Annotated in this window: 18 protein-coding genes; 12 read left to right on the top strand and 6 right to left on the bottom strand. The window is 36.7% G+C overall.

Features of this window, described 5'->3' with window-relative positions:
* Positions 1-120 precede the first annotated feature (120 nt).
* Positions 121-612, top strand: a complete 492-nt coding sequence (locus FKR84_RS00720) for an acyl-CoA thioesterase (RefSeq protein ID WP_141420264.1) — start codon at positions 121-123, stop codon at positions 610-612.
* A gap of 6 nt (positions 613-618) precedes the next feature.
* Here FKR84_RS00720 and FKR84_RS00715 read toward each other — a convergent pair whose 3' ends face one another.
* Both FKR84_RS00715 and FKR84_RS00710 read right to left on the bottom strand, forming a co-directional pair.
* Positions 619-969, bottom strand: a complete 351-nt coding sequence (locus FKR84_RS00715; protein ID WP_141420263.1) for an arsenate reductase family protein — start codon at positions 967-969, stop codon at positions 619-621.
* A gap of 17 nt (positions 970-986) precedes the next feature.
* Positions 987-1,784: a DUF3298 and DUF4163 domain-containing protein gene (locus FKR84_RS00710; RefSeq protein ID WP_141420262.1), complete on the bottom strand. Its 798-nt coding sequence runs from the start codon at positions 1,782-1,784 to the stop codon at positions 987-989.
* A 95-nt stretch (positions 1,785-1,879) separates the two neighbouring features.
* On the opposite strand from FKR84_RS00710, the gene FKR84_RS00705 reads away from it, so the two are divergent.
* Complete coding sequence (locus FKR84_RS00705) at positions 1,880-3,022, top strand: trans-sulfuration enzyme family protein (protein ID WP_141420261.1); 1,143 nt, start codon at positions 1,880-1,882, stop codon at positions 3,020-3,022.
* A gap of 76 nt (positions 3,023-3,098) precedes the next feature.
* Here FKR84_RS00705 and FKR84_RS00700 read toward each other — a convergent pair whose 3' ends face one another.
* On the bottom strand, positions 3,099-3,887 hold the full coding sequence (locus FKR84_RS00700) for a THC0290_0291 family protein (RefSeq protein ID WP_141420260.1): 789 nt from the start codon (positions 3,885-3,887) through the stop codon (positions 3,099-3,101).
* Positions 3,888-4,094: 207 nt separating this feature from the next.
* Here FKR84_RS00700 and gdhA point away from each other — a divergent pair, with 207 nt between their 5' ends.
* The 9 genes from gdhA (at position 4,095) to FKR84_RS00655 (ending at position 16,312) form a co-directional block, all read left to right on the top strand.
* Positions 4,095-5,438: an NADP-specific glutamate dehydrogenase gene (gdhA, locus tag FKR84_RS00695; RefSeq protein ID WP_141420259.1), complete on the top strand. Its 1,344-nt coding sequence runs from the start codon at positions 4,095-4,097 to the stop codon at positions 5,436-5,438.
* 126 nt (positions 5,439-5,564) lie between these two features.
* Entirely contained in the window at positions 5,565-7,862 is a 2,298-nt protein-coding gene (gene porZ, locus FKR84_RS00690; protein WP_141420258.1) for a type IX secretion system anionic LPS delivery protein PorZ, read from the top strand.
* Positions 7,862-8,578: a DNA repair protein RecO gene (gene recO, locus FKR84_RS00685; protein ID WP_141420257.1), complete on the top strand. Its 717-nt coding sequence runs from the start codon at positions 7,862-7,864 to the stop codon at positions 8,576-8,578. The genes porZ and recO overlap by 1 nt, the downstream gene beginning before the upstream one ends.
* 473 nt (positions 8,579-9,051) lie before the next feature.
* Positions 9,052-10,080, top strand: a complete 1,029-nt coding sequence (locus tag FKR84_RS00680; RefSeq protein ID WP_141420256.1) for a ligase-associated DNA damage response exonuclease — start codon at positions 9,052-9,054, stop codon at positions 10,078-10,080.
* Positions 10,077-11,669, top strand: a complete 1,593-nt coding sequence (locus FKR84_RS00675) for an ATP-dependent DNA ligase (protein WP_141420255.1) — start codon at positions 10,077-10,079, stop codon at positions 11,667-11,669. The genes FKR84_RS00680 and FKR84_RS00675 overlap by 4 nt, the downstream gene beginning before the upstream one ends.
* An 87-nt stretch (positions 11,670-11,756) precedes the next feature.
* Entirely contained in the window at positions 11,757-14,237 is a 2,481-nt protein-coding gene (locus tag FKR84_RS00670; protein WP_141420254.1) for a ligase-associated DNA damage response DEXH box helicase, read from the top strand.
* 172 nt (positions 14,238-14,409) lie between these two features.
* Entirely contained in the window at positions 14,410-14,871 is a 462-nt protein-coding gene (locus FKR84_RS00665) for a protease complex subunit PrcB family protein (RefSeq protein WP_141420253.1), read from the top strand.
* Positions 14,871-15,512: a ligase-associated DNA damage response endonuclease PdeM gene (gene pdeM, locus FKR84_RS00660; RefSeq protein ID WP_141420252.1), complete on the top strand. Its 642-nt coding sequence runs from the start codon at positions 14,871-14,873 to the stop codon at positions 15,510-15,512. The genes FKR84_RS00665 and pdeM overlap by 1 nt, the downstream gene beginning before the upstream one ends.
* The gene (locus FKR84_RS00655) at positions 15,509-16,312 is read left to right on the top strand and encodes a tryptophan-rich sensory protein (protein ID WP_141420251.1); all 804 of its coding nucleotides are present in this window, start codon (positions 15,509-15,511) and stop codon (positions 16,310-16,312) included. Before pdeM ends, FKR84_RS00655 begins: the two co-directional genes overlap by 4 nt.
* Before the next feature lie 250 nt (positions 16,313-16,562).
* On the opposite strand, the gene FKR84_RS00650 is transcribed toward FKR84_RS00655, so the two are convergent.
* Positions 16,563-17,918: a dihydrolipoyl dehydrogenase family protein gene (locus tag FKR84_RS00650; RefSeq protein ID WP_141420250.1), complete on the bottom strand. Its 1,356-nt coding sequence runs from the start codon at positions 17,916-17,918 to the stop codon at positions 16,563-16,565.
* Between the two features lie 507 nt (positions 17,919-18,425).
* On the opposite strand from FKR84_RS00650, the gene mfd reads away from it, so the two are divergent.
* Positions 18,426-21,818 (top strand): transcription-repair coupling factor, encoded by a 3,393-nt coding sequence (gene mfd / locus FKR84_RS00640; RefSeq protein ID WP_141420249.1) that lies wholly within the window; start codon positions 18,426-18,428, stop codon positions 21,816-21,818.
* Positions 21,819-21,903: 85 nt separating this feature from the next.
* Here mfd and FKR84_RS00635 read toward each other — a convergent pair whose 3' ends face one another.
* Positions 21,904-25,815, bottom strand: coding sequence for a BspA family leucine-rich repeat surface protein (locus FKR84_RS00635; protein WP_141420248.1), 3,912 nt, complete (start codon positions 25,813-25,815; stop codon positions 21,904-21,906).
* An 82-nt stretch (positions 25,816-25,897) separates the two neighbouring features.
* The gene (locus FKR84_RS00630; RefSeq protein ID WP_141420247.1) at positions 25,898-26,257 is read right to left on the bottom strand and encodes a YraN family protein; all 360 of its coding nucleotides are present in this window, start codon (positions 26,255-26,257) and stop codon (positions 25,898-25,900) included.
* Positions 26,258-26,383: the final 126 nt, after the last annotated feature.

Below are 26,383 nucleotides of genomic sequence, written 5' to 3'. Positions count from 1 at the left end.
TGTGCAAAGGTAATAAAAACAATGTTTGCAGCCGAAGTCTTTGGCTGTTCTGCGTTAAAATTGCCTTATTTATTATGCGTGCATATTATAATTTTAGTAGTTTTAACCAAAAAATAAAAAATGTATACAAAGCAATTTGAAATTAGATGGAGCGATATAGATGCTAACCGGCATCTGGCAAATTCTGCCTATATGAATTTTATGAGCCATACCAGAATGAGCTATTTGGTAGAAAACGGTTTAGGACAAAACGATTTGGCAAAGCATAATATTGGGCCGGTGGTTTTTTACGAGCACATCTATTATTTTAAAGAAGTTTTTTCTAACGAACCCGTTACAGTTACTTTACAGCTAAAAGGTCTCTCAGAAGACGGTAAATATTTTGAATTTATACACGATATTTACGATAAAAACGGCAAGCATTCTGCCCAATGCGAAATGATGGGCGCTTGGATAGACTTGAAAAAAAGAAAAGTAACCGCGCTTCCTGAAAGTATGTTGCAAAGCTTAAATAATCTCGAAAAAACAGACGATTTTAGAGTTTTAACAAAAGAAGATACCCGTAAATACGGCAGAATGCCAAAAGACCAACCTTCTTTAAAAATAGAATAAAATATACTAAAACTGTTGTGCTTGCAATTGCGCAACAGTTTTTTTACTGTTGCCAACAAAAATCTTTTCGCCGTTTACAATTACCGGTCGTTTTAAAAAAGTATAGTGTTCTAAAATAAGTGCTTTATAATCTTCTTCTTGTAAATTTTGTGCTTTTAGGTTACGTTCTCTGTAAAGTCTGGCGCGCTTATTAAACAAAGCTTCATAACTTCCGCAAAGTTCTTTTAACTGCTCGAGTTCTTTTGCGCTGATATTTTCTTTTTTCAAATCTTGTTTAGGGAAACTTTCCGGCAGATTTATTGTTTTAAATATTTTTTTGCAGGTATCGCAAGTAGAAAGGTAATAAGCTTTTTTCATATTTTTTTAAAGGGTTTTTAATAGGCTAACCATTGCTGTATTTTATCTTTACGGAAACGCAACTTCAAACTACCTTCGGCATAACTGGCGGCTTCGTAAGGATGATATAGCAGCAATACTTCATCTTCCGTAAAGCCAATATTTTGGGGTAATTTAAACTCATTTTCTTCAAATAGAAACCCGGTTGCGTTAATAGATTCTCCCTTTGCAATATGGTATTTTTCACGGAATTTTTCCTCAGCATACTCTTGAAAAGCATCTATATCTGTAAACAAATCTTTTTTGGTAAGAATTTTACCGCTTTCCCGGTCAAAATTCAAATAATTTGTAGCTCCGTATCCGTGTGCGCCGCCGGTAAAAATATAAAACTTAGTTTTAAAAGAAAGAAGCTGGGGCGTTTCTGCCAAAAGGCTTTGTTCCATTTCTAATTCGTAACCAATATTGGTGGCGTCAAATTCAGTTTTAAACTTAAAATAATCTTCAATAAAATAATTTACAGCTTTTTTGAGGTCAGCATTGTTTAAATCCATCTGTAAGTTGGCATCTACAATACCAACTAAATGTCTTTTTAAAGCTTGGTTCAGCTCTGCGGCGTGGGTATAATTGCCTTTTACTTCTGCATACGTAATCCTAATTTCAGGACAAGCTTTGTCTTTACAAGCTGCAAAATCCTGCACCGATAAATTTTTAGGAATCAAACTAAAACTCTCTTTTTCTTCGGTGTGTGGTTGCGGTTCCGGCTGTGATTTTGGGTCTTCTTTACAACTCCAAAAAATGCTAAAAAATAAAAGTAAGAAGCAGGTCTTTTTAATCATAAGGCGGGCGTGTTAAACATCGTTTAAAGATAAGCGACATTTTGTATATGCACAACGGGAATGCTACTTTTGTTTAAAATAGGATTCTCTTTATTATGAAATTTAATACCAAAACAATTCACGGTGGCCAAGAAAATATAGATCCGGCATACGCATCTGTTATGCCGCCAATTTACCAAACTTCTACCTTTGGGCAAAAGACGCCTGGCCAACACAAAGGTTTTGCCTATTCGCGAAGTGGTAATCCTACTCGTTCTGCTTTAGAAAAAGCTATTGTCAGTTTAGAAAATGCCAATTACGGTTTGGCATTTGGTTCTGGTATTGCCGCTATAGATGCTATTTTAAAACTACTAAAACCCGGAGATGAAGTAATTTCTACCAACGATTTGTACGGCGGTTCTTATCGTTTATTTACCGAAATTTATAAAGATTTCGGAATCAAATTCAAATTCGTGGGAATGGAAAAAGCGCAAGAAATTGAACAACATATAAGTAGCGCTACCAAATTGCTTTGGGTAGAAACACCTACCAATCCTATGATGAATATTATAGATATTAAGGCAGTGGCGAAAATTGCTAAAAAGCATAATCTACTTTTAGGAGTAGATAACACTTTTGCAACCCCTTATTTGCAAACACCTTTAGATTTGGGAGCAGATATTGTGATGCACAGCGCTACAAAATATCTGGGTGGTCATAGCGATGTGGTTTTGGGCCTTCTGGCAGTAAAAGAAAAAGACTTGGCAGAGAAACTGTATTTTATACAAAAAGCAAGTGGCCCTATTGCCGGTCCGCAAGACTGTTTTTTGGTATTGCGCGGCATTAAAACACTGCATTTGCGTGTGCAACGCCATTGCGAAAATGCTAAAGAGGTAGCAGAGTTTTTAGCAAATCACCCTAAGGTAGAAAATGTATATTGGCCGGGATTAAAAAAACATCCAAATCATGAAATAGCCAAAGAACAGATGAAAGATTTTGGCGGAATGGTTTCTTTCTCTACCCGCAGTAATAAAAAAGCAGATGCTATGAAAATACTAGAAAATTTAAAGATTTTTACCTTAGCGGAATCTTTAGGTGGTGTAGAGTCTTTGGCAGGGCATCCGGCAAGTATGACACACGCTTCTGTTCCTAAAGAAGAGCGGGAAAAGTTAGGAATTGTAGACTCGTTAATCCGGTTGAGTGTTGGCGTAGAAGATAAAGAAGATTTGATAGAAGATTTAAAACAAGCTATTGGTTGAAATTCTAAATTAAACTCGCGCATAAAAGAAGCCTCGAAAAATCGAGGCTTTTATATTTATAAATATTGTTGTTCATTTAAAAATAATAAACGTAACCAAAATTAATCCAAGCAATCCAATCGTTGTGCTTATTTTGTGGTTTATCGTGGTTTAAACCGTCTACAAAATCAGAACCATAATAATGTGCTCTAAGTTCTAAAATTAAATCACCTGTAGCGTTTAAACGGTATCTTGTTCCTGCGCCTAAAGCAAGTGCAAACGTAGAACCGCCAGAAGTATCAATGTACGGAGCTTCTCCCGGAGGAGCTAAAAAATCGTAAAAAGTAACCTCCTCATCATACCCAAGTCTACCGGACAAGTCTGTTTCGGCCGAAGGATTAAAGTTTACATAATGAATACCAATACCTAAAAAGGGCGCAAAGTTAAAAGAACCGCCGTCAAAATCTATAATACTTCTTGGGTACCATTCTAAATGCGAGCCTAATTCAAAAACCCTTGCTTTTCCGTGCATGGCACGTAGTTGTTTGCCGGCTAAACTGTTAGATTCTGCTTCTTTCCCGTAATGATCTAAAGCGGTTACGTGGTAACTAAGCTCTGTTCTTACTTTAAAATGATCGTTAAAATAGGTGTCTTTTGCAAAGCACTCACAGTCATCTCGATAAGAGAAGTTGATAAAATGAGCAAGAGCGATTCCTAATCCAACATTCCCAAAATTGGTTTCGCTGTTACCGCGCAAACCATAATCAGATTTAAATTGGAGCGGTCCGGCTACTAAACCCAATTCTTGCGAAAAAGCCTGAGCTTTCACACTTTGGTGACCGGCTATTGCAAAAAGGAAAACCAAAATAAGGTTTTTAATTTTCATAGAATGGTTGTTTTTTCTGGTAAAGCAAATATATAAAAATAGAGCGTACAACGAAATAAATATGGAGCAAAGCTTGGAAAAATGATTTCTTACTTCATAAAAAATATTAAATTATATTAAAATTTTGATAATAAAAGCATTAAAAAACAATAAAAGATATCTTTGGGGAAATAGTTTATTGAAAATTTAAACCTAACTTTATAAAATATGCGTCAAACTTTACAAGATTTTCTGAAAGAAGTAGAAAATAAAAACCCAAATCAACCAGAATTTCTACAAGCTGTTTCAGAAGCTGCCGAAAATATCTTTCCTTTCATAGAAGAAAATAAAAAATACCAAAACCAAGCAATTTTAGAGCGCATGGTAGAGGCAGAGCGTATTATAATTTTTAGAGTAGCCTGGACAGACGATTCTGGTGCCATTCGGGTAAACCGCGGTTATCGGGTGCAAATGAATTCGGCTATCGGGCCATACAAAGGCGGTTTGCGTTTTCACCCAACGGTAAATCTTAATATTTTAAAATTTCTAGCTTTTGAGCAAGTTTTAAAAAACAGCCTAACAACCTTAGCTTTAGGCGGCGCAAAAGGAGGTTCAGATTTTAATCCGAAAGGTAAATCTGATGCCGAAGTGATGCGTTTTTGTCAAAATTTTATGACAGAATTGGCCAAACACATTGGGGCGCAAACAGATATTCCGGCTGGCGATATTGGCGTTGGCAATCGGGAAATTGGTTATTTATTTGGGCAATATAAAAAACTACAAAACAATTTTACGGGTGTACTTACCGGAAAAGAGATTGCTTATGGCGGCTCCTTAATTCGGCCGGAAGCTACCGGCTACGGCACGGTTTATTTTGTAGAACATATGTTGCAAGGCCAAAACAAAAGTATAAAAGGCAAGCAAGTATGCATTTCCGGCTCTGGCAACGTGGCGCAATACGCAGCAGAAAAAGCGATAGAATATGGAGCGAAAGTTATTACACTTTCTGATTCTTCCGGCTATATTCACGATAAAGAGGGTATAGACCAAGAAAAACTCGATTATGTAAAAGAGCTTAAAAATGGCAAACGTGGCAGGATTAAATCTTATGTAGAAGAATATCCGCACGCTGTCTATCACGCTAATAAAGCACCTTGGGAAGAAAAATGTGAAGTTGCTTTGCCTTGTGCTACAGAAAATGAGCTCAACGCCACAGCCGCGAAAACATTGGTTAAAAATGGCTGTTTAGCTATTGGCGAAGGTGCAAATATGCCGTGTACCAAAGATGCTGTAGATATTCTGCAAGAAGCAAAAATACTTTACGGAATAGGAAAGGCAGCTAACGCCGGCGGAGTAGCGGTTTCCGGATTAGAAATGTCACAAAATGCAATGGGCGTTCGTTGGTCTGCCGAAAAAGTAAACGAGGAACTTAAAAAGATCATGAAAGAAATTCACCAAGCCTGCGTAGAATATGGTACATTAGAAAATGGTGAAATAGACTATATAAAAGGTGCAAATATTGCCGGATTTAAAAAGGTAGCAGATGCTATGTTGGCGCAAGGAGCTGTATAGATAGGCGTAATTAATTCCGTAAAGCTCTTTTTATTAATCTATTTAAAGCGCTTTTTAAGAAAAGCATACCTTTGCAAAAAAATAATATTGCGCGGTATTTTTAGTTATAAGCCATATATCTACCAAATGAAATTTTTTACAGTAATTTTCTTTCTTTTTTCCGGATTTCTTTTTGCCCAAGAACAACAAGATTTTTCAGACTCTTGGTCAGATTTATATTCTTATTATCAAGTAAAAGATATTACGGCAGGTAATAATAAAATCTATGCGGCTGCTCAAAATGCGGTAATAGCATACAATTTATCTTCTGGCGAAATAGAAAAAATATCTTCTGTAAAAGGTCTTTCTGGCGAGAAAATTTCTACTATTCATTATGCAGAAAATTTACCTTATATAGTGCTTGGATACGAAAATGGTCTTATAGAAACCTTTAATACACAAACCGGAAAAGTGTATTCATTTATTGACATCTTAGAAAAACAAACCATAGCGCCAGATAACAAGCGTATTAATCAATTTAAAGAAGGACAAAACAAAATTTACATTGCTACAAATTATGGCATTTCTGTGCTAAATCTTGCCAACTTAGAGTTTGGCGATACTTTTTATATTGGTAATAACGGCAGCCAATTGGCAGTAGCAGGTATAGAAATTTTTCAAAATAAAATTTATGCTGCAACACAAGGAGGCGGCCTTAGATACGCCAATATAGATAACCCTAACCTTATAGATTATCAGGTTTGGCAAAGTATTGGGTCTAATTATTTAAAAGAAATTACCCGTCTGCAAGACAAATTATACGTACTTACTTTAGATAACAGGCAGTTTCAAATTGTAAATAATGCGTTTGTTTTTGCAAACCAATACAATTCAGATGTACGCGATTTTAGAAGTTTTGACGATAAATTGGTAGTCAGTTTACAAAATGAAGTGTTAGTATTAGATGCTTCTATGTCGCAATTGGCGAGTTTTGGCGGCACACAAGATTTTACTGCCAATTTTAATACAGCACTTTTGGCAGGAGAGCGTATTTTTATTGGCGACCAAAACGAAGGTTTGCTAAAAGCCAATACCGCTGTGGCTGGAAATTATGAATATTTGAGTCCGCCGGGACCTTTAATGAATAGAATTTTTGCCATGGAAGCTATTCCAAACGAGCTTTGGCTTACCTTTGGCGAATATTCTCTTTACTTAAATCCTTTTCCGTTAAATAAACGTGGCTTAAGCCATTTAAAAAATGAGCAGTGGATAAATTTTCGTTACCAAGATTTGCCACAAGCACGTTCTATTGTAGATGTTACTATAAATCCTAACCGAACAGAACAAGTGTTCTTTAGCTCTTATTTTGACGGGTTGTTAGAAATAGTAAACGACGAGCAAGTATTTTTGTATGATGAGAATAATTCTAATTTAGAACCTATAGACAATGCAGAAGCAAGTCCTGACGATCTTAGAATAGGAAGTAGTGTTTTTGATAACGCCGGCAATCTTTGGTTTACCGAAGCTTTATATACCAAAGGTTTGCTAAAAAAAGCACCCGAATCTACTAACTTCGAAATGTTTGATGTTTCAGAAGTCATTCAAGATCCGCCTAACCGAAATGCCGGTTTCCCCGATATTATTAGTGATAATCGAAATAATTTATTTTTAGGAAGTTACTTAGATGGCATCATTGGTTTTAACATCCAGACAGAAAGCTTTGCCAAAGTAAGCGGCGACGAAGGCGCAGGAAACTTACCATCTAACCAAGTTAACACCTTGGCGTTAGATAACAACAACCAACTCTGGATAGGCACTAACCGCGGTATACGCGTATTATACAACCCCGCCGCCATGTTTGAAGAGCCCAATTTACAAACCGATCAAATTATTATTTTAGACGACGATGGCGTGGCGCAAGAACTATTGGCTAATACCAATATTGCTGTAATTCGGGTAGATGGCAACAACAACAAATGGGTGGGTACAGAGGCCGGCGCCTTTTATTTATCTGCTAACGGACAAGAAACTATTTATCGTTTTACTAAAGAAAACTCCCCTTTGCCTTCTAATATAATTACAGATATTGCCATAGACCAAGCTTCGGGAGAGGTTTATATAGGAACAATAAATGGCTTATTAAAATTTAGAGGCAAAGCCACCGCTTCTGCAGAAGATTTTAGCAAAGTAAGAGCCTATCCCAATCCGGTGCGACCGCAGTATCACGGCGCAGTAACTATAGACGGTTTGCAAACCGGCGCCAACATAAAAATAACAGATATAGAAGGTAACTTGGTGTACGAAACTACCGCTCAAGGTGGCAGCATACAATGGGATACACGCGCCTTCGGAAAGCATAAAGTAGCCTCTGGCGTATATATGGTTTTAATAACCTCTCAAGACCAAACCGAAACCAAAATCACCAAAATAATGATTGTTCGCTAATGTTGGTAAAAACAAAAGCCATTGTCTTACAAGCCATAAAATACCGCGACAACGATTTGATTGTTCGTTGTTATACCCAAAAAAGCGGCATAAAATCTTACCTTCTACGCGGCATTTTAAAATCAAAAAAGGGTAAATTTCGCGCTGCAATGTTTCAGCCCTTAACCCAATTAGAAATAGAAGCCAATCATAAAGACAAAGAAGGCTTAGATTACCTAAAAGATGCAAAAGTGGCCCGACCTTATGCCTCTTTGCAAACCAATATGTACAAAGCCTCAATCTTGCTTTTTCTAGCAGAAATTTTGCGCAATTCCATTCAGGAAGAAGAGGAAAATCAAGCCTTATTTAAGTATTTAGAAGAGAATTTAAATTGGTTAGACCAAGCAGAAAAATTTGCCAATTTTCATTTGTTATTCTTAGTCCAACTAACCCAATATTTGGGTTTTTATCCCAACTATACAAAAATAGATTTGCCTTATTTTAATTTACTTGACGGCAACTTTCAGTACGAAGAAATTAACAAATATTGCATTAGCAACCCAAATTCAGAATTGCTCAAACAATTTTTGCAAACCAATTTTGAGCAATTACACCACATAAAACTCAATCAAACCAAAAGAAAAGACTTTTTAGAAATGCTTATTTTATACTACCAATTGCATTTACAGGGTTTTAAAAAACCAAAATCTATAGAAGTTTTACACCAGTTATTTTAATATGGGCGTGCCCCCTCATAAAATCGGGGTCGGGCTTTCATTACTCGCTTTTCACCGGCTACCGCCGTTGCAAGAGCTCAAACACGCCATTCAATCCCTCACGCGAAAAAAATTGGATAGTTTACCAATTTATTTCTCACCTAACACCTAAGGTTTAATTTCTACAACTTATAGCAAAAAGGAAATTTATTATCCTGCAAGGTTTTTTCTGCACTTCCAATTATCCTGCAAGTTTTTTGCAACCTTGTAGGTATCTTCAAAAGTGCTGCCTTCAAGAAAAGAATATTTTTTTATTCTTCACGCTAAGAAAACCTACAGGGTTTTAGAAACCCTGCAGGTTAAATTTTGCAAAATTTCTATTTTCCAATCCCCATTTCACCATTTCACCATTCTCCATCTACCATCTCTTAAATTTCCGCTAAGATTTCCGTAAAGCAAAAAGCCTAAACATATTTTTCTTTAAATTGTTGGTTATGAAAACACCCTTACTTCATTTTAACCAAAAAGGCATCTATTGCCAACAAGCCGATGTTTATTTAGACCCGTGGAAACCGGTAAAAAAAGCAATCATTTCGCACGGGCACGCAGACCATTCGCGCTGGGGGCATCAGCAATATATTACGCACCGTACCAACGTGCCAATTATTAAACATCGTTTAGGAGATATTAATGTTTCGGGAGTAGAATGGGGAGAAACATTTAGTATAAACGGCGTGAAGTTTTCGTTACATCCTGCCGGTCATATAATTGGCTCGGCACAAATTAGAGTAGAATATAAAGGAGAAATCTGGGTTTTTACAGGAGATTATAAAACCGAAGATGATGGTCTGGCCAAGCCGTACGAAGTGGTAAAATGCCACAGCTTTATAACCGAATGTACTTTTGGTTTACCGGCTTTTAAATGGCAACCTCAACAAGAAGTTTTTAGCGAGATAAATAACTGGTGGCAGCAAAATAAACAAGACGGCAATACCTCTGTTTTGTTTGGCTATTCTTTAGGAAAGGCGCAACGCTTGCTTAAACACTTAGATACTTCTATTGGCAAAATATATACGCACGGCGCTATAGAAAATATGAACGAGGTAGTGAGAGAAATCGTTACTTTGCCGGAAACCATTAGAATTACTAAAGATACCAAAAAAGAAGAGGTAAAAGGTAATATGGTTTTGGCACCACCAAGTGCACACGGTTCTCCGTGGATAAGAAAAATGGTGCCATTTGTTACGGCATCGGCAAGTGGTTGGATGACGTTTCGTGGCGCGCGTAGGCGCAGGGCTGTAGATAGAGGTTTTGTACTTTCAGACCATTGCGACTGGCAAGCTTTGCTTTCTTCTATAAAAGCAACCGGCGCAGAAAAAATAATTTGTACCCACGGTTATACCGATATTTTTTCACGCTTTTTATGCGAGCAAGGTTATGACGCGCGCACAGAGCAAACGCAATTTGAAGAAGAAAGCGCAGAGCAGGCAAAAACAACTTTATCTAAAAAAGAAAACGCATGAAACAATTTGCAAGCCTCATAAAAAAATTAGACAGCACCAATAAAACTACGCTAAAAGTAAATGCCCTAAGTAAGTATTTTGAGCAAGCACAGCCAAAAGATAAGGTCTGGACAATTGCAATCTTATCGCATAGAAGACCGCCACGACCTGTAAATACAAGGCTTATGCGAGAGTGGGCGTCAGAATTGGCAAAAATACCACTTTGGTTGTTTGAAGAATCTTACCATATTGTAGGCGATTTGGCAGAAACCATTGCCTTGATAATCCCGCCTTCCGAAGAATCTTCCGAAAAGAGTTTGCATCAATTTTTAGATGAGATTATTCGTCTTAAAATAAGATCGGACCAAGAGAAAAAAGAATATTTGTTCGAGAATTGGCTTAGCCTGAATTATTACGAACGTTTTGTGTTTACTAAACTCATAACCGGCAGTTTTCGTATTGGCGTTAGTCAAAAATTAATGACGCGTGCTTTGGCCAAAGCTACTCAAATAGACGAAGATATTTTAGCCTATAAACTGATGGGTAATTGGAATCCGGCCAAAACCAGTTTTAAACGTTTGGTTTTAGAAGAAAATAAATCGGATTATCTCTCCAAACCTTATCCTTTTTATTTGGCTTATGCTATAGAAAATGCTCCGGAAGATTTAGGTCCTGTGCAAGAATGGGCAGCAGAGCACAAGTGGGATGGTATCCGCTCGCAGGTAATCATCCGCGAAAGCGAATTGTTTGTTTGGAGTAGAGGAGAAGAGTTGGTAACCGATAAATATCCTGAGTTTGATGCCTTTACGGAAGTAATTCCGGACGGGACGGTTTTAGATGGCGAAATTCTACCCTTTCCTAACGGAGAGATAGGTACTTTTAAAGATTTACAAACACGTATTGGCCGAAAAAACATCAGTAAAAAATTACTTGAGAAAATACCTTGTATTTTGAAGGTTTACGATATTTTAGAATGGAAAGGGGAAGATATCCGGCAGCGTTCTTTTAAAGAAAGAATACAGATTTTAGAAAATTTATACCACCAAGTAAAAAATCTAAATATTCCGCTTCATCTTTCTAAAACTATATCTTTTTCCAGTTGGGAAGCGGCAGCGCAAGAACGCGATCGTAGTAGAAAAGTAAAATCTGAAGGCTTAATGCTTAAACGCTGGGATTCTCCTTATTTAATAGGTAGAAAAAAAGGCGATTGGTGGAAATGGAAGGTAGATCCGCTTACTATAGATGCAGTATTAACCTACGCAATGCGCGGTCACGGCAGACGTAGTAACTTATTTACAGATTATACTTTTGGTTTGTGGGATAAAGAAAAAAAGGAGTTAGTAACTTTTGCCAAAGCTTATTCCGGTCTAACCGATGCAGAGTTTAGAAAGGTAGATGCGTGGATTAAAAAAAACACTTTAGAACGTTTTGGTCCGGTAAGAAGCGTAACGCCACACCATGTTTTTGAAATTGCTTTTGAGGGCATAGCCGAGTCGAAAAGACATAAAAGTGGAGTTGCTACCAGGTTTCCAAGAATTTTACGCTGGAGAAAAGATAAAAAAATTGAGGAAGCAAATACATTAGAAGATTTAAAAGCGCTGATTCCGTGATATAACCACACCGTTTTCACCTGTGAAAACAAAGTATTACATCAGTTTGCCGATGACGGAAACGTAAAAAAATACGAAACACCATTAATGCATAAAAAACAACTTTTAAATACTGCCAATACCTGGTTTAAACAGCAAAATTGGAAAGCTTTCAAGTTTCAAAAAGACACTTGGGAGGCTTACTTAAAAGGAAAAAACGGTTTATTAAACGCTCCTACAGGAAGCGGAAAAACTTACGCCCTTTGGGTGCCTATTGTTTTAGAAATTTTGCATCAAAAAAGTAAAAAGAAAAAGACGGGTAAAGGTTTAAAAGCGATTTGGATTACACCGCTACGAGCCCTTTCGGTAGAAATTGAACAAGCAGCCAATAATTTTGCACAAGACATAGACCCCGAAATTAAAATTGGCATTCGTACAGGAGATACGCCACAAAAAGTACGTGCTGCGCAAAAGCGCAAAATGCCAGATTTACTTATTACCACACCAGAAAGTTTGCAACTTTTACTTTCTTCCAAAAAATATGATAAAACCTTTAAAAATCTAAATGCCGTGGTGGTAGATGAGTGGCACGAATTGTTGGGCAGTAAACGTGGCGTACAAATGGAACTGGCTTTAAGCCGATTAAAATCTGTTGCAAATAATCTAAAAATTTGGGGCATTTCTGCAACTATTGGCAATTTGCAACAAGCCCGAGAAGTTTTGCTGGGACCGCAAACGCCACAGTTTGAAAATTCGGTTTTAATAAAAGCCAAGCTTGCTAAGAAAATAAAGGTACAGTCGGTCATTCCTAAAAAAATGGAAAAATTTCCCTGGCGGGGACATCTGGGCTTGCATCTGCTCGATGAGGTGGTACCAATTATTAAAAATTCTAAAACCACTTTACTATTTACCAATACGCGCTCGCAATGCGAATTGTGGTTTCAAAAACTACTAGAAAAATATCCTGAATTTGCCGGAGAAATAGCCATGCATCACGGCAGCATAAATAAAGAAACCCGGTTGTGGGTAGAACAAGCTATTAGAAATGAAACCTTAAAAGCTGTAGTGTGTACTTCCAGCTTAGATTTGGGAGTAGATTTTGCCCCGGTAGAAACTATTGTGCAAATAGGAAGTCCAAAAGGCGTGGCTAGGTTTCTTCAACGGGCAGGAAGAAGCGGCCACCAACCTAAAAAAACCAGCGTTATTCATTTTTTACCCACCCACGCTATGGAGCTTATTGAAGCTTCTGCCTTACAAAAAGCGGTAAAAAAACAAGCTGTAGAAGATCGCGTTCCGTATGTACAAAGTTTTGATGTGTTGTTGCAATATCTAACTACTTTGGCGGTTTCCGATGGATTTTATCCGAAAGAAATTTATCCGGAAGTGCGTTCTAGCTTTTGCTACCAAGCATTAACCGCAGAACAATGGGAGTGGTGTTTAAGTTTTATTAGCACCGGCGGCAAAAGTCTGCATACCTACGACGAATACCAAAAAGTTGCTATAGAAGAAGATGGCAAGTTTAAGGTAAATAATCGCGGCGTTGCTATGCGGCACCGTTTGCAAATTGGCACTATTGTTAGCGATGCCGTTTTAAGTGTAAAATATATAAAAGGAGGTTTTATTGGCAGTATTGAAGAGTTTTTTGTTTCTAAACTTAAACCGGGAGACGTATTTATGTTTGCCGGAAGGAATTTAGAATTTGTACGCATAAAAGGTATGCAAGTGCAAGTAAGAAAATCAAAACAAAAAACTGCTAAAGTACCTAGTTGGGCAGGAGGCAGGATGAGCTTTTCTGCGCAAATGAGTGCCTTGCTTCGCGAAGAAATGTACGCGGCTGCGGCCAGTGTAGGTTTGCAAACAGCAAAAGATAAAAAGCTTAAAGCATCTAAAGAGTTAAAAGCTTTACAACCTATTTTTGAGCGACAATTGTTAGAATCTATTATTCCTACACAAAATGAATTTTTAATAGAAACCTTTAAAACCCGCGAAGGTTACCACGCGGTGTTTTATCCGTTTGAAGGCAGATTTGTGCATGAAGCTTTGGGAAGTTTACTGGCGTATAGAATTAGTTTATTGAGTCCCATTTCGTTTAGTATTGCCTTTAACGATTATGGTTTTGAATTGCTTTCTGACCAAGAATTAAATATGCAACAAGTATTGGATAACAACCTATTTTCTAACAAATTTGTGATGGACGATTTATACAAAAGTCTAAATGCAACCGAAATGGCGCGTAGAAAATTTAGGGATATTGCCGTAATTGCCGGTTTGGTTTTTACCGGTTATCCCAATAAGCTCATTAAAAGCAAACACTTACAGTCCAGCTCGCAATTATTGTTTGATGTGTTTCGGGATTACGAACCCGAAAATTTATTATTCCAACAAGCCTTTACGGAAACTTTTGAGCATCAATTAGAAGAAGGTAGGTTACGATTGGCTTTAGAACGTATTGAGCAGCAAAAGATAGTTTGGAAAAAATGTGAAAAACCCACACCTTTTTCGTTTCCTATTATTACTGATAGGTTGCGCGAAAAACTATCTTCAGAAAAATTGGAAGATCGTATTAGAAGGATGATTAAAAAACTCTAATTCGTTTTTCTTACGAAAATGCGGAAATATAAAAATTGTGATTTGCAAGAAAACCGGCTTGGGTAACTTCTTTTTAAAAATTCGCGGAAGCGAAAAAAGAAGTTTAAAAATTCTGTTAATCCTATCTGTTAAGCCTTCAGAAGATTTTATCTTGTAACAAAGTTTGAATAAAATGAAGACGTCTATAAGCTTCTTACTAATTTTGGTTTTTACGGCTTGCAGCACCCTGCAGCAGCAGGAAATTACCAAAGAATCTTTGGTGAAAATAGGCCAAGGAAATTTACACGGCGTGGGCGATGAAAAACTTCGGGCACAGCAAAAAATGATTGATTCTGCCGAAGAATGGCAAAAAATGAAGAGGAAATTAGATGCCGTAAATCCCACTACCAAAAACTTTAAAAATCTACCGGTAAATTTTCAACACGAGATGGTGTTGGTTTTGATAAGTGATTTGAAAAGTAGCGGCGGACACAGCATTATAATTGAAAAAATTGAAGAAACCCAAAAACAAATCGAAATTGTTTACCGCGAAAAATCTCCCGACGGAATTGCCACTACCGTAATGACACAACCATTTTTTGTAGCGAAAACCCCGAAAACTAACAAAAAGGTACGTTTTATAAAATTAAATTGATGCTAGAGGTAAATTTGCAAGAAGAAGCTTTTATTTTTCATCCTAGTGGCGCTTTATACTGCAAACGTTTGCAAACATTGCTTATCGCAGATGTACATTTAGGAAAAATTGCGCATTTTAGAAAACACGGCAGTGCGATTCCTCAAAAAGCGATTTTAAAGAATTTTCAGCAGCTTAAAAAAGTGGTAAACACGTTTAAACCGGAGAAAATCTACTTTTTGGGAGATTTATTTCATAGCGCTTTTAATACCGAGTTTACTTATTTTAAAACTTGGGTGCAAAAGCAGCAAGCAGATTTAACGTTAATAGTGGGGAACCACGATATTATTGCGCCAACACATTTTGAAAATTTAGGAATTAAAGTCGAAAAAGAAATTTATCTCGAAAATTTTCTCCTTACCCATCACCCGGAAATACGCGAAGGTTTTTTTACTATTTGCGGTCATATACATCCTGGGTTTCGCTTACGCGGAATGGGAAAGCAGCACGAAAAATTGCCGTGTTTTTTTAAAAGCAAACAACAATTAATTCTTCCCGCTTTTGGTACCTTTACAGGGAAATATTTGATGCAACAATCAGAAAGTGACCAAATTTACGTTTGCACAGAAACCGAAGTAATACCTATACCGCCAAAACTATGAAACCAAAAATACTCGCTGTCCTTAATTTTATTTCGGTGCTTATCGCAATTGCCACCAGTTACGTTACGCAAGCATTTCAGCTTAACGGAAACACTATTGGCAGTTTAAGCAAACAACCAGAATATGCCAATTTATTTACGCCGGCGGGTTATGCTTTTGCCATTTGGGGCATTATTTATTTGGCTTTATTGGCATTTAGTTTTTATCACTTATACCAAGTATTTAAGAAAAAAGAAGTAAAAACTTTTTTACAACAAACTGGATTTTGGTTGGTGGTGGCCAATTTGGCAACCTCGGCTTGGGTAATTGCTTGGTTGTATGAATATACTGGCTTATCTGTGCTATTTATGCTATTGGCTTTGGTTTCTCTACTCAAAATTATTCTGAATACAAATATGGAACGTTGGGAGGCGCCCTTAAAGACCATCGCTTTTAATTGGTGGCCAATTTGTTTGTATTCTGGGTGGATTGCCGTTGCAACTATTGCTAATATATCTGCTTATTTGGTAAAAATTGACTGGCAACCTTTTTTGTTTACAGAAATACAATGGACAATTATAATGGTAGTTATTGCTACACTGGTTAACCTGGCAGTGATTTATTTTAGAAATATGCGCGAATTTTCCGCCGTTGGTATTTGGGCATTCATCGCCATTTATGTAAAACAACAAGAAAATGTACAAAGCGTGGCTTACACTGCTTTGATTGGAGCAATTATCATTGGATTGTACGCCGCTTACCACGGTTTTAAAAATAGAAAAACCAACCCGATGTTTAGGATGATGAATAGTGGTGAGTAGTTAGTATTTAGTCTTGAGCATTGAGATTTTTCTGACATCATAAACCTGTTTCATTATTTTAGAAATAGAATTTGAAACAACTCGAGCAAGAGATCCTGAAATAAATTCAGGATGACAGGTCGCTGGAAACCTTAGGTGACTAGAAATACAAGCTTTTGTCTAGTTTTTAAAACCTCGCTACTGCTTTATCTTCAATTTCGATTTCACCTTCACTCATCTCTAACTACTCAATACTAACCACTAAAATCTATCAAACCATTCCCTTAATATCATTGCCCCAGGTTGGATAGGCAAAAATCATCGCTTTTAAATCTTCGCAGGTTAATTGTCCGCACATAGCTACGGTAAAAAGATTAATCATTTCGGCAGCTTGCGGACTTATAATATGAGCGCCCAAAATCTTTTTGGTCTTTTTATCTACAATGGTTTTATAGCCATAATGCTTTTCGTTAATGCGTTTTGCATTGTACCAATCTAAATTTTGCTTCTCTTCTACAACTACATCATAACCTTTTGCTTTGGCTTCTTCTTCCGTCAAACCTACAGAAGCCAATTGCGGATTGGTAAACACCACAGATGGTTGCGGCGGGTAGGTAGCTTTCTCTTTAACGCTATTGCCAACCAGTTGCGAAACAACCACTTTAGCTTCTTGCGACGATAAGGGCGTTAGCGGCAAACCATCACTATCCGAAACATCGCCACAGGCATAAACACTTTTATTGCCAGGGTTTTGTAGGTATTTATTAACGCTTATTCCTTTTTTGGTAAAACTTACGTTACCTTTTTCCAAATTTAATTCGTCTATAGAAGGTACTCGGCCGGCAGTATTAAAAACCATTTCGGCTTTAGCTTCTATTATTTTATCGCCCTGTTTTGCACTTACGCGGAAATATTTTTGCAGTTTTTCAATCTTATTTACTCCGGCGTTAAATATAAAATCGACACCCAATTCTTCAAAAGATTCTACTAAAGGGTTTACAATGGCTTTTTCAAAATTGGTAAGTGGTCTTTCGGCCATATCCATCATAGTTACTTTTACGCCAAGACTGGCAGCTAGGTGAGCAAACTCCATTCCAATATAACCCGCACCGATAAAGAGCATACTCTCCGGGAGTTTGGACAAGTCTAAAAAGTCGTCGCTCACTAATGCGAGATCCCTTCCGGGAATTTTTAATTCTAAGGGTTTATTACCGGTAGCAATCACGATTTTTTTGGCACGTACGGTTTTTCCTTCCACCGAAAGGGAATTTTCATCTAAAAACTTGGGCGATTGGTGGTACATTTTAATACCTAGCTTCTTTAAATCTTTTTCGGTTGCAGCGGGAACGGCATCTACAAATTGCTTTTTGTAGTCCTGTAATTCTTCCCAACTAAATTCAGGCATTTTGGTAATTCCTTTTCCCTTCATTTTTTGGGAACGATCGATAATTTCAGAAAGACCAACCAAGACTTTTTTAGGGTCACAACCTCTATTGGGGCAAGTACCGCCAAACTCTCTGTTGTCTGTAATAGCTACTTTTTTACCAGCTTCCGCGCAAGCTTTGGCTACGGTTTTTCCTGCAGTTCCGGTTCCTATTACAAAAACATCATACGCTTCAATACTCATAATTTCCTTTTTAGGCTAAAAAGATACAGGTATTTGTAAATTTAGGCTGTTAGTAAAATGGTAAAATATAAAGACAGATAGGTTAGTATAAAAAAGTACATTATTTATTACCTTAATTTTATGGAGACAGTAAATTAGACCAATTTTCGCTCCAAGCTAAAACATTGGTTTGATGTAGTTATAGACGATATGAGCGAAGCTATCATTAAACGTAAGGCGGCAAAAACCTCGTTCTTATATCTATGGATAAATACAATTCTTTAAAAGAAACCAATTACTTATTAACGGGTAAAAACAGAGATGTTTTATTAAAATCGATTAAAGAATTAGAGTCTGGTAAATGCTTAAAATAATCTTGCTATAACCAAATTGCCGTTACCATTGCGGTAAATAATTTTGCAGATTACTACCTCTAAATAATTCTATTTCAATTAAAAAAATACTTATAAAGCGTTAAAATAATTCTGCCTATTGCGAACCAAACCGGAAGCAATTATCTTTGCAAGAATGAGTTTATCTAAAATTACCGAAAAATTTTCACAGCTCCCGCAACAGCAGGAACTGGAAAAAGCTATTGCCCAACCCAAAGAACTTACCGCCAAAATACACGCCAAAGGACTGGTAGGTTCTGCCCTTTCTTTTGCAATAGCCCAAGCTTTTAAAACAACAGAAAAACCATTTTTGTTGGTGTTTAACGACAAAGAAGAAGCTGCCTATCATCTTAATGATTTAGAGCAATTGGTCGGTGAGAAAAACGTGTTGTTTTACCCCGGTAGTTACCGGCGGCCGTATCAATTAGAAGAAACAGATAATGCTAATGTTCTGCTTCGTGCGGAAGTGCTTAATCGCATCAACTCGCGAAAAAAACCTGCGCTTATTGTGACCTATCCGGATGCTTTGTTTGAAAAAGTGGTTACCAGAAAAGAGCTGGATCGCAGTACCTTAAAAATCAATCTGGGCGATGAACTTTCTATAGATTTTGTAAACGAAGTCTTGTTTGAATACAAATTTAAGCGAGTAGATTTTGTAACAGAACCTGGAGATTTTTCGGTGCGGGGGGGCATTATTGATGTGTTTTCTTTTAGCAACGACGAACCTTACCGTATAGAGTTTTTTGGCGATGAGGTAGATAGCATTCGTAGTTTTGATGTAGAAACGCAACTTTCTACAGACAAAGTGAAGAAAATTTCGGTGATGCCAAATGTAGAAAATAAACGTTTGGAAGAAGTAAGGGCTGGTTTTTTAGAATACGTAGCCGGTAAAACGGTAGTTTTTGTAAAAAATCTTGATTTATTAGGCGCACAACTCGATAAATTGTTTGAAAAAGCAGAAGAAGCTTTCAAGAAATTATCAGAAGATATTCGGCACCAAAGTCCGCAAGAATTATTTTGCAATGCAACAGAATTCAAGAAGCAACTTGTAAGTTTTTCGGCGGTAGAAGTTGGTAGTCAGGCGTTTTTAAATCCGCAGCAGCGTATAGAATTTCACACCAAACCACAACCTTCTTTTAATAAGAATTTTGATTTACTTATAGAAAACCTTCACAAAAACCATGCGGCTGGTTTTACCAATTATATTTTTTGTGGTAGCGAGCAACAAGCCAAGCGTTTTCGGGATATTTTTAAGGATAAGGAAGAAGAAGTGCATTATAAAACCGTGGTTTTTCCTATGTTTCAAGGTTTTATTGAAGAAGATGCAAAAACGGTTTGCTATACAGATCATCAAATTTTTGAACGTTATCATAAATTCCACTTAAAAAATGGTTATGCCAAAAAACAAGCAATAACTTTAAAGGAGTTGACCAATTTGGATGTAGGCGATTATGTAACGCATATAGACCACGGGATTGGAAAATTTGGCGGCTTGCAAAAGATAGATGTTGAGGGAAAAAAACAAGAAGCCATTAAGCTTTTTTATGGCGAAAGAGATATTTTATACGTAAGTATTCATTCCTTACATAAAATTTCGCGGTATAACGGTAAGGAAGGGAAAGCACCTAAAATTTATAAGTTAGGCAGCAAAGCTTGGAAAAAGCTAAAAACAAAAACCAAAGCCCGTGTAAAACACATTGCCTATAATTTGATAGAATTATATGCCAAAAGGCGCTTAGAAAAAGGTTTTGCTTTTGGGCCCGACAGCCATTTGCAACACGAGTTGGAAGCCTCTTTTATTTATGAAGACACACCAGACCAAAGCACGGCCACACAGGCGGTAAAAGAAGATATGGAGAACCAGAGACCAATGGATAGACTGGTTTGTGGTGATGTTGGTTTTGGTAAAACCGAAGTTGCTATTCGTGCCGCGTTTAAAGCGGTAGATAATGGCAAACAAGTAGCAGTTTTAGTGCCAACCACCATTTTGGCTTTTCAGCACCAGCAAACCTTTACAGAACGACTAAAAGATTTGCCCGTAACGGTAGATTATTTAAATCGTTTTAGAACGGCAAAAGAGAAACGGCAGGTTTTAGAAGAGTTGGAAAACGGTAGGATAGACATTGTAATTGGCACGCATCAATTAGTCAATAAAAGTGTGAAATTTAAAGATTTGGGCTTATTAATAGTTGATGAAGAGCAAAAATTTGGCGTTTCGGTAAAAGATAAACTAAAAACCATTAAAGAAAACGTAGATACGCTTACCTTAACGGCAACACCAATACCGCGTACCTTGCAGTTTAGTTTGATGGCCGCACGCGACTTGAGCACTATTACCACGCCGCCGCCCAATAGATATCCTATAGAAAGTCACGTAATTAGGTTTTCGGAAGAGAGTATACGCGACGCAATTTTGTATGAAATACAACGTGGCGGACAAGTGTTTTTTATTCATAACCGCATAGAAAACATTAAAGAAGTTGCCGGAATGTTGCAGCGTTTAGTACCCGATGCAAAAATTGGCATAGGGCACGGCCAGATGGAAGGCAAAAAATTAGAAAAGTTAATGCTAAGCTTTATCAATGGCGAATTTGACGTGCTGGTTTCTACCACCATTGTAGAAAGTGGTCTGGATGTAAGCAACGCCAATACGATATTTATTAATAACGCCAACAATTTCGGGTTGTCAGATTTGCACCAAATGCGTGGTAGGGTTGGCCGAAGCAATAAAAAAGCTTTTGCTTATTTTATCACGCCACCACATTCTGTAATGACAGAAGATGCCAGAAAAAGAATAAGCGCTTTAGAGCAGTTTTCTGCGCTTGGCAGCGGATTTAATATTGCGATGAAAGATTTAGAAATTCGCGGGGCCGGCGATTTGTTAGGTGGGGAACAAAGCGGCTTTATTAACGAAATTGGTTTTGATACCTACCAAAAAATCTTAAACGAAGCTATTGAAGAGCTTAAAGAAAACGAGTTTAAAGATTTATATGCCAATCAGGAAAAAGCAGAAGACAAGATTTTTGTAAAAGAAACCCAGATTGATACCGATTTTGAAATTCTCTTTCCAGACGATTATATCAATAATATTACAGAACGCTTAAATTTATATACCAAACTAAACGAGCTAAGCACCGAAGCAGAATTACAAAAATTTGAAACCGAATTAGAAGACCGGTTTGGCGAGTTGCCGGCAGAAGCGGTAGATTTGCTCAATAGCGTACGTATAAAATGGATTGCCGCACAAATAGGAATTGAAAAAATAATATTAAAGCAAGGCAAGATGATAGGTTATTTTATAGCCGACCAGCAATCTGCTTTTTACCAGACCAAAACCTTTACCAAAGTATTGCAATTTGTACAAACGCATCCGCACCAATGCGTTATGAAAGAAAAGAAAACCCGCAACGGTTTACGCTTATTGCTCACGTTTGGAAAAATTACCACGGTAGATAGAGCGCTAGAAGTATTGCAGCCATTAAAGGTGGAAAAACAAGAAAAAGGTAAAGCTGTAGCGGAAAATTCTTGATTTATTCTTTCTAGAGAAAAATGAAAAATAACAAACTACAACCAAATATCGCCTCTTTATTTGAGGCGATATTCAATTATAAAATTTATTGTTTAAGAATCTGTTGATTAATAGAACCTTGGTTTGTTTGCACTTTTAAAATATACATTCCTGCGCTTAGTTGCGATAAATTAATTCTTTTTGTGCTTTGCGGAAATTGAAGCAATTCTTGTCCTTGCAGATTATATAATTTTAAACTTTTTAACTGGATATTCTCTGCGGTTTCTATATTAAGCAAGTCAGTTACCGGATTTGGGTAAATGCGTACCAGGTTTTCTAAGCTGTAACTATCTGTGTTGAGATCGTCAACAAATTCCGTGGAAACGGTATTGGTAATAATAGGCGCGTTAAAATCGAAGAAAATACTGGCATCGCCGGTTATTACATCGCCAATTGCAACGCCTGCTTTTGGTTTGATTTTATAAGCTACAAAACCGTGACTTTCGGGTTCGTTTTCGTCCGCGTGCGGTAAATAAATATCATCAAAAATAAACTCGACTTCGTTGCCATTGGTTATTTCTACGCGATAATCTGCGCTGGCACTTATGAGTTTTATGGTGCTGTAATCTAAATCTGGATGTAAAGTATCTAAAATACGCACGTTGATGGCGCTTGCTGTTCCGGTATTTTGAAAACGGATAAGATAATCTAAATATTGGTCGGCTTTGTCTATATGCACTTGTTCGCCTTGTAAAACCTGCTTGTCGTTAGGGTCAAAAGAGTTTACCACGGTTTGTTCGTAAATAAATGTATTATCTTCCGGTGTATAATCGTTAGCATTTGGACTAATAGTAGCGGTAAAATTTAAAATGTCGTCTCCGTTTACTGTTGGCGGCTGAAAGGTTTGCATGGTAAAATCTATTACCTGCTGCCCAAAAGGCGGTAAATTATTTACTTCAAAATTTAATTGATTGTTTGTACTGGAAGTTTCTGCCGGAGTTGCGCTTACAAAACTTTGTTTGGTGTCGTCGAATATCAAGCTGATGTTGGCCGTAGCAAGACTCTGCGTTCCTATATTTTCTACTACCAATTGGTAATCTGCTTCAAAACCGGGCCGGGCTTCTGATGTTGGTAATAGTGTTATGTTTAGATCTTCTACTGTTTGATTGGCGGTAAGGCAGAAATCTAGTTGTTCCTGCTCGCCGGCACCTGTGAAATTAAATGTTGTGGTTTCTGGGTTTACAGTATAATATTGAGGCAGGTTGTTTAATGTAATGGTATAATTACCTTCAAGTAAATTCAAATTGTAAGTTCCGTCTGCCAAACTAAAAGTACCAAAATCGTAGGTGCCGTCATTGGCATTTATAAGAAAACCTTCTGCAGGTATATCGTTATTGTCGCAACCGTCGTTATTATCATCATAATGAAGATTTCCAGATACATAATTGAAAGCACAATCTTCCGAAACGCTATCGCCGCTTATTGTCCAACCAAGATTGTCTATCAATTCGTTTCTAACCCCCGCATTGCAATATTCTAGATTGTCTGCGATTAGGGTTTTATTTTCTATACCCAATTCTTCAAAACGTGCCAGTAAAGCATCATAGTTGAAAGGATCTAAACCGCTGTTTTCTATAAAGCCATAATCATCGATACTATTAAGAGTCACCTCATTGTTAAAACTCCAATTGGATAGGTTCTGGTTGAAATTTGTAGTATTACTAAACATACCTCTCATATTCGTTACATTGTCTACAAGCCAATTATTTAATGGTTGATTAAATAGTTTATTGTTAAGAAACATCCAATCCATATCTGTAACATTACTAGTGTTCCAATTATTAAGTGGCTGATTGAAGGAATTTGTTCCCGAAGTATTATCTGAATCATAAAATTGAAACATCCGTTCCATGTTTGTAACATTTGAAACATCCCAGTTGTTTAATGGCTGATTGAAGTAGGGTGAATTGTGAAACATTTGTGCCATATTTGTTACATTTGAAACATTCCAATTGCCTATAGGTTGATTAAATGATGATTTAGGATTAAATGTCCCCCCGTAAAACATTAAACTCATATCTGTAACACTAGAAACATCCCAATTATTTAAGGGCTGATCAAAAAACTCAGCTTCCTCAAACATTCCTTTCATATTGGTAACATTTGAAACATTCCATTCATTTAAAGGCTTATTGAATCTAGTAGCTCCACTAAACATAGCGTTCATATTAGTAATATTAGATACATCCCAATTATTTATTGATCTATTAAAAATTCGTGCATTGTGAAACATAAAACTTAGGTTTGTTACTTGACTTAAATCTGGTGTATCAGTTGCATTAATAACCATTCTAATGCAAGATTCAAACGTCTTTCTCATAGATTCCCATTCAATATTTCCCCATTGCTCAATACTTCTAAGTTTATAGCCTTGCTCTGCACCTAAAATAATATGTGGGAATTGTCCAGTTATACTTATAACATATATTCCTGGCGCACCATAAGTGTGGGTAATACTTCCGGTTTGATTATTAAATAAGGTACCGTCACCAAAATCAATAGAGTAATTATAATTTTGCGAAAAATTAGCAGGAATAGTGATACTTAAATCTGCATTTGATACTTCCCATCGTGTTACGAAGGCATCTTCAGGTATTGACGTATTGCAATTTACCAATAAAGCGTCTCCATCTATAGACCAACCTAAATCTTCGGTAAGATAGTTGTGTGTAGTAGCATCACAATAAATCAAATTCCAAGCAGATAAATTTACGTTTTGAAGGTTTAGATCTTGAAATCTTGAAAGAAGTAAATCGTAGTTTGCTATATCTAAACCAGAGTTATTTAAAAAATTAGATAAATCAACATTTCCATTAAAATTCCAATTCGATAAGTCTTGATTAAAATTCCAAGCATCTAAGAACATACTTTCTAGATTAGTAATATTGGAAACATCCCAATTACTTAAAGGCTGATTAAATAATATAGCGTTAGAAAACATTTTAGCCATAAAGCTCACATTAGAAACATCCCAACTATTTAATGGTTGGTTGAAAGAACTTGCATTTTTAAACATACTGTTCATGTCGGTTACGCTAAGAATATTCCAATTATTAATTGATTGATTAAATTTACGTGTATAACTGAACATACGACCCATATCTGAAACATTAGATACATCCCAATTATTTAAAGGTTTATTGAATTTTACAGCCCCGCTAAACAAAGAATTCATATTTATAACATTAGAAACGTCCCAATCACTTAAGGATTGATTAAAAGAAGTTGCGTGGAAAAACATTTCCTTCATATCAGTAACACTCGAAACATTCCAATTATTAAGAGGTTGATCAAAGGACTCTGCTTTATAAAACATTTTACTCATATCATTAACACTTGAAACATCCCATTCATTTAATGGTTGGTTAAAAGCATCCGTATAACTGAACATCCCGCCCATATTAGTGACATTAGAAACATCCCAATTATTTAGGGATTGATTGAAAGTAGTTGTTCCGTAAAACATTCCATTCATATTAGTAACATTAGAAACATCCCAATTATTTAGAGATTGATTCAACGACTCAGCATTATAAAACATTTTACTCATATCAGTAACTTGACTTAAATCTGGAGTATCATTGGCATTAAGGATAAGATTTTTGCAAAATAAAAATGCTCCTTGCATTGATGCCCATTCTATGTCCCCCCATTGCTCAACACTTTGTATCCTATGACGATATGGAGATGCAAGAAAATATATCCTAGGAAAATCACCAGTAATACTTACGGTATATGTTCCCGGAGAATCATAAGTATGAGAAATATTCCCAGATACGTTATTCTCGACAGTTCCATCGCCAAAGTCAATTGTATAATCATATCCGCTTCCTGTAGTAGGAATAGTTATTTCCAAATCATTCGCCTCTACCTCCCAAGTAGTAATAAATGGCGCATCCTGAGCATTAGAAAAAGAAAAGAAGAAAGAGAAAACTAGAAGTAAGTAAAGTTTTTGCATGGTTAGAAAGGTTTAACCGCAATATAACGACTTACTCTATAAAAAACTTTAAAAATGTTAATTTTTTTAAGATTTTGACTGCTTAAAAATGATAAAAAGCATTTTTTAAATGCTCTAAGCGCGTGCCACTTTTGTTTTTAATTATGGCTACAATATCAAAACGCACTTCTACATCTAAATCTTTGCTGCTAACGTAATGGTCTATGGCTTTTACCAAAAGCTGAATTTGCTTCGGTTTTACAAAATCTTGCGGATTGCCAAAATCTGGCGTACTTCTGGTTTTTACCTCTACCGCGCAAAGCGTGTTGCCCATTTGGGCAATTATATCTACTTCGGCTTTTAGGTAACGGTAATTGCGTTCTAAAATTTTATAGCCGTTTTTAAGCAGGTGTTCGGCTGCCATTGCTTCGCCAATTTGGCCTAAATCGTTGTGTGCTGCCATTTGTTTACAAATTATGCTTACTAAGATACAACATTTGGTGCATTTGTACATATTCCGATACATCGCATTATTTTTACAAGAAATCCTTAAATGGCTTATAAAAAAATAAGGCAGGTACAAAATAAA

Origin of the sequence: Haloflavibacter putidus (assembly GCF_006546625.1) — a bacterium.
In the GTDB taxonomy this organism is placed as follows: domain Bacteria; phylum Bacteroidota; class Bacteroidia; order Flavobacteriales; family Flavobacteriaceae; genus Mesonia; species Mesonia putida.
The sequence above is the reverse complement of the archived record's forward strand: the minus strand, read 5'-3'. Positions and strand labels throughout refer to the sequence as shown.

Coding starts and splice junctions, on each gene's coding strand:
- FKR84_RS00720 (WP_141420264.1), top strand. CDS start 121: ATGTATACAAAGCAATTTGAAATTAGATGGAGCGATATAGATGCTAAC.
- FKR84_RS00715 (WP_141420263.1), bottom strand. CDS start 969: ATGAAAAAAGCTTATTACCTTTCTACTTGCGATACCTGCAAAAAAATA.
- FKR84_RS00710 (WP_141420262.1), bottom strand. CDS start 1,784: ATGATTAAAAAGACCTGCTTCTTACTTTTATTTTTTAGCATTTTTTGG.
- FKR84_RS00705 (WP_141420261.1), top strand. CDS start 1,880: ATGAAATTTAATACCAAAACAATTCACGGTGGCCAAGAAAATATAGAT.
- FKR84_RS00700 (WP_141420260.1), bottom strand. CDS start 3,887: ATGAAAATTAAAAACCTTATTTTGGTTTTCCTTTTTGCAATAGCCGGT.
- gdhA (WP_141420259.1), top strand. CDS start 4,095: ATGCGTCAAACTTTACAAGATTTTCTGAAAGAAGTAGAAAATAAAAAC.
- porZ (WP_141420258.1), top strand. CDS start 5,565: ATGAAATTTTTTACAGTAATTTTCTTTCTTTTTTCCGGATTTCTTTTT.
- recO (WP_141420257.1), top strand. CDS start 7,862: ATGTTGGTAAAAACAAAAGCCATTGTCTTACAAGCCATAAAATACCGC.
- FKR84_RS00680 (WP_141420256.1), top strand. CDS start 9,052: ATGAAAACACCCTTACTTCATTTTAACCAAAAAGGCATCTATTGCCAA.
- FKR84_RS00675 (WP_141420255.1), top strand. CDS start 10,077: ATGAAACAATTTGCAAGCCTCATAAAAAAATTAGACAGCACCAATAAA.
- FKR84_RS00670 (WP_141420254.1), top strand. CDS start 11,757: ATGCATAAAAAACAACTTTTAAATACTGCCAATACCTGGTTTAAACAG.
- FKR84_RS00665 (WP_141420253.1), top strand. CDS start 14,410: ATGAAGACGTCTATAAGCTTCTTACTAATTTTGGTTTTTACGGCTTGC.
- pdeM (WP_141420252.1), top strand. CDS start 14,871: ATGCTAGAGGTAAATTTGCAAGAAGAAGCTTTTATTTTTCATCCTAGT.
- FKR84_RS00655 (WP_141420251.1), top strand. CDS start 15,509: ATGAAACCAAAAATACTCGCTGTCCTTAATTTTATTTCGGTGCTTATC.
- FKR84_RS00650 (WP_141420250.1), bottom strand. CDS start 17,918: ATGAGTATTGAAGCGTATGATGTTTTTGTAATAGGAACCGGAACTGCA.
- mfd (WP_141420249.1), top strand. CDS start 18,426: ATGAGTTTATCTAAAATTACCGAAAAATTTTCACAGCTCCCGCAACAG.
- FKR84_RS00635 (WP_141420248.1), bottom strand. CDS start 25,815: ATGCAAAAACTTTACTTACTTCTAGTTTTCTCTTTCTTCTTTTCTTTT.
- FKR84_RS00630 (WP_141420247.1), bottom strand. CDS start 26,257: ATGGCAGCACACAACGATTTAGGCCAAATTGGCGAAGCAATGGCAGCC.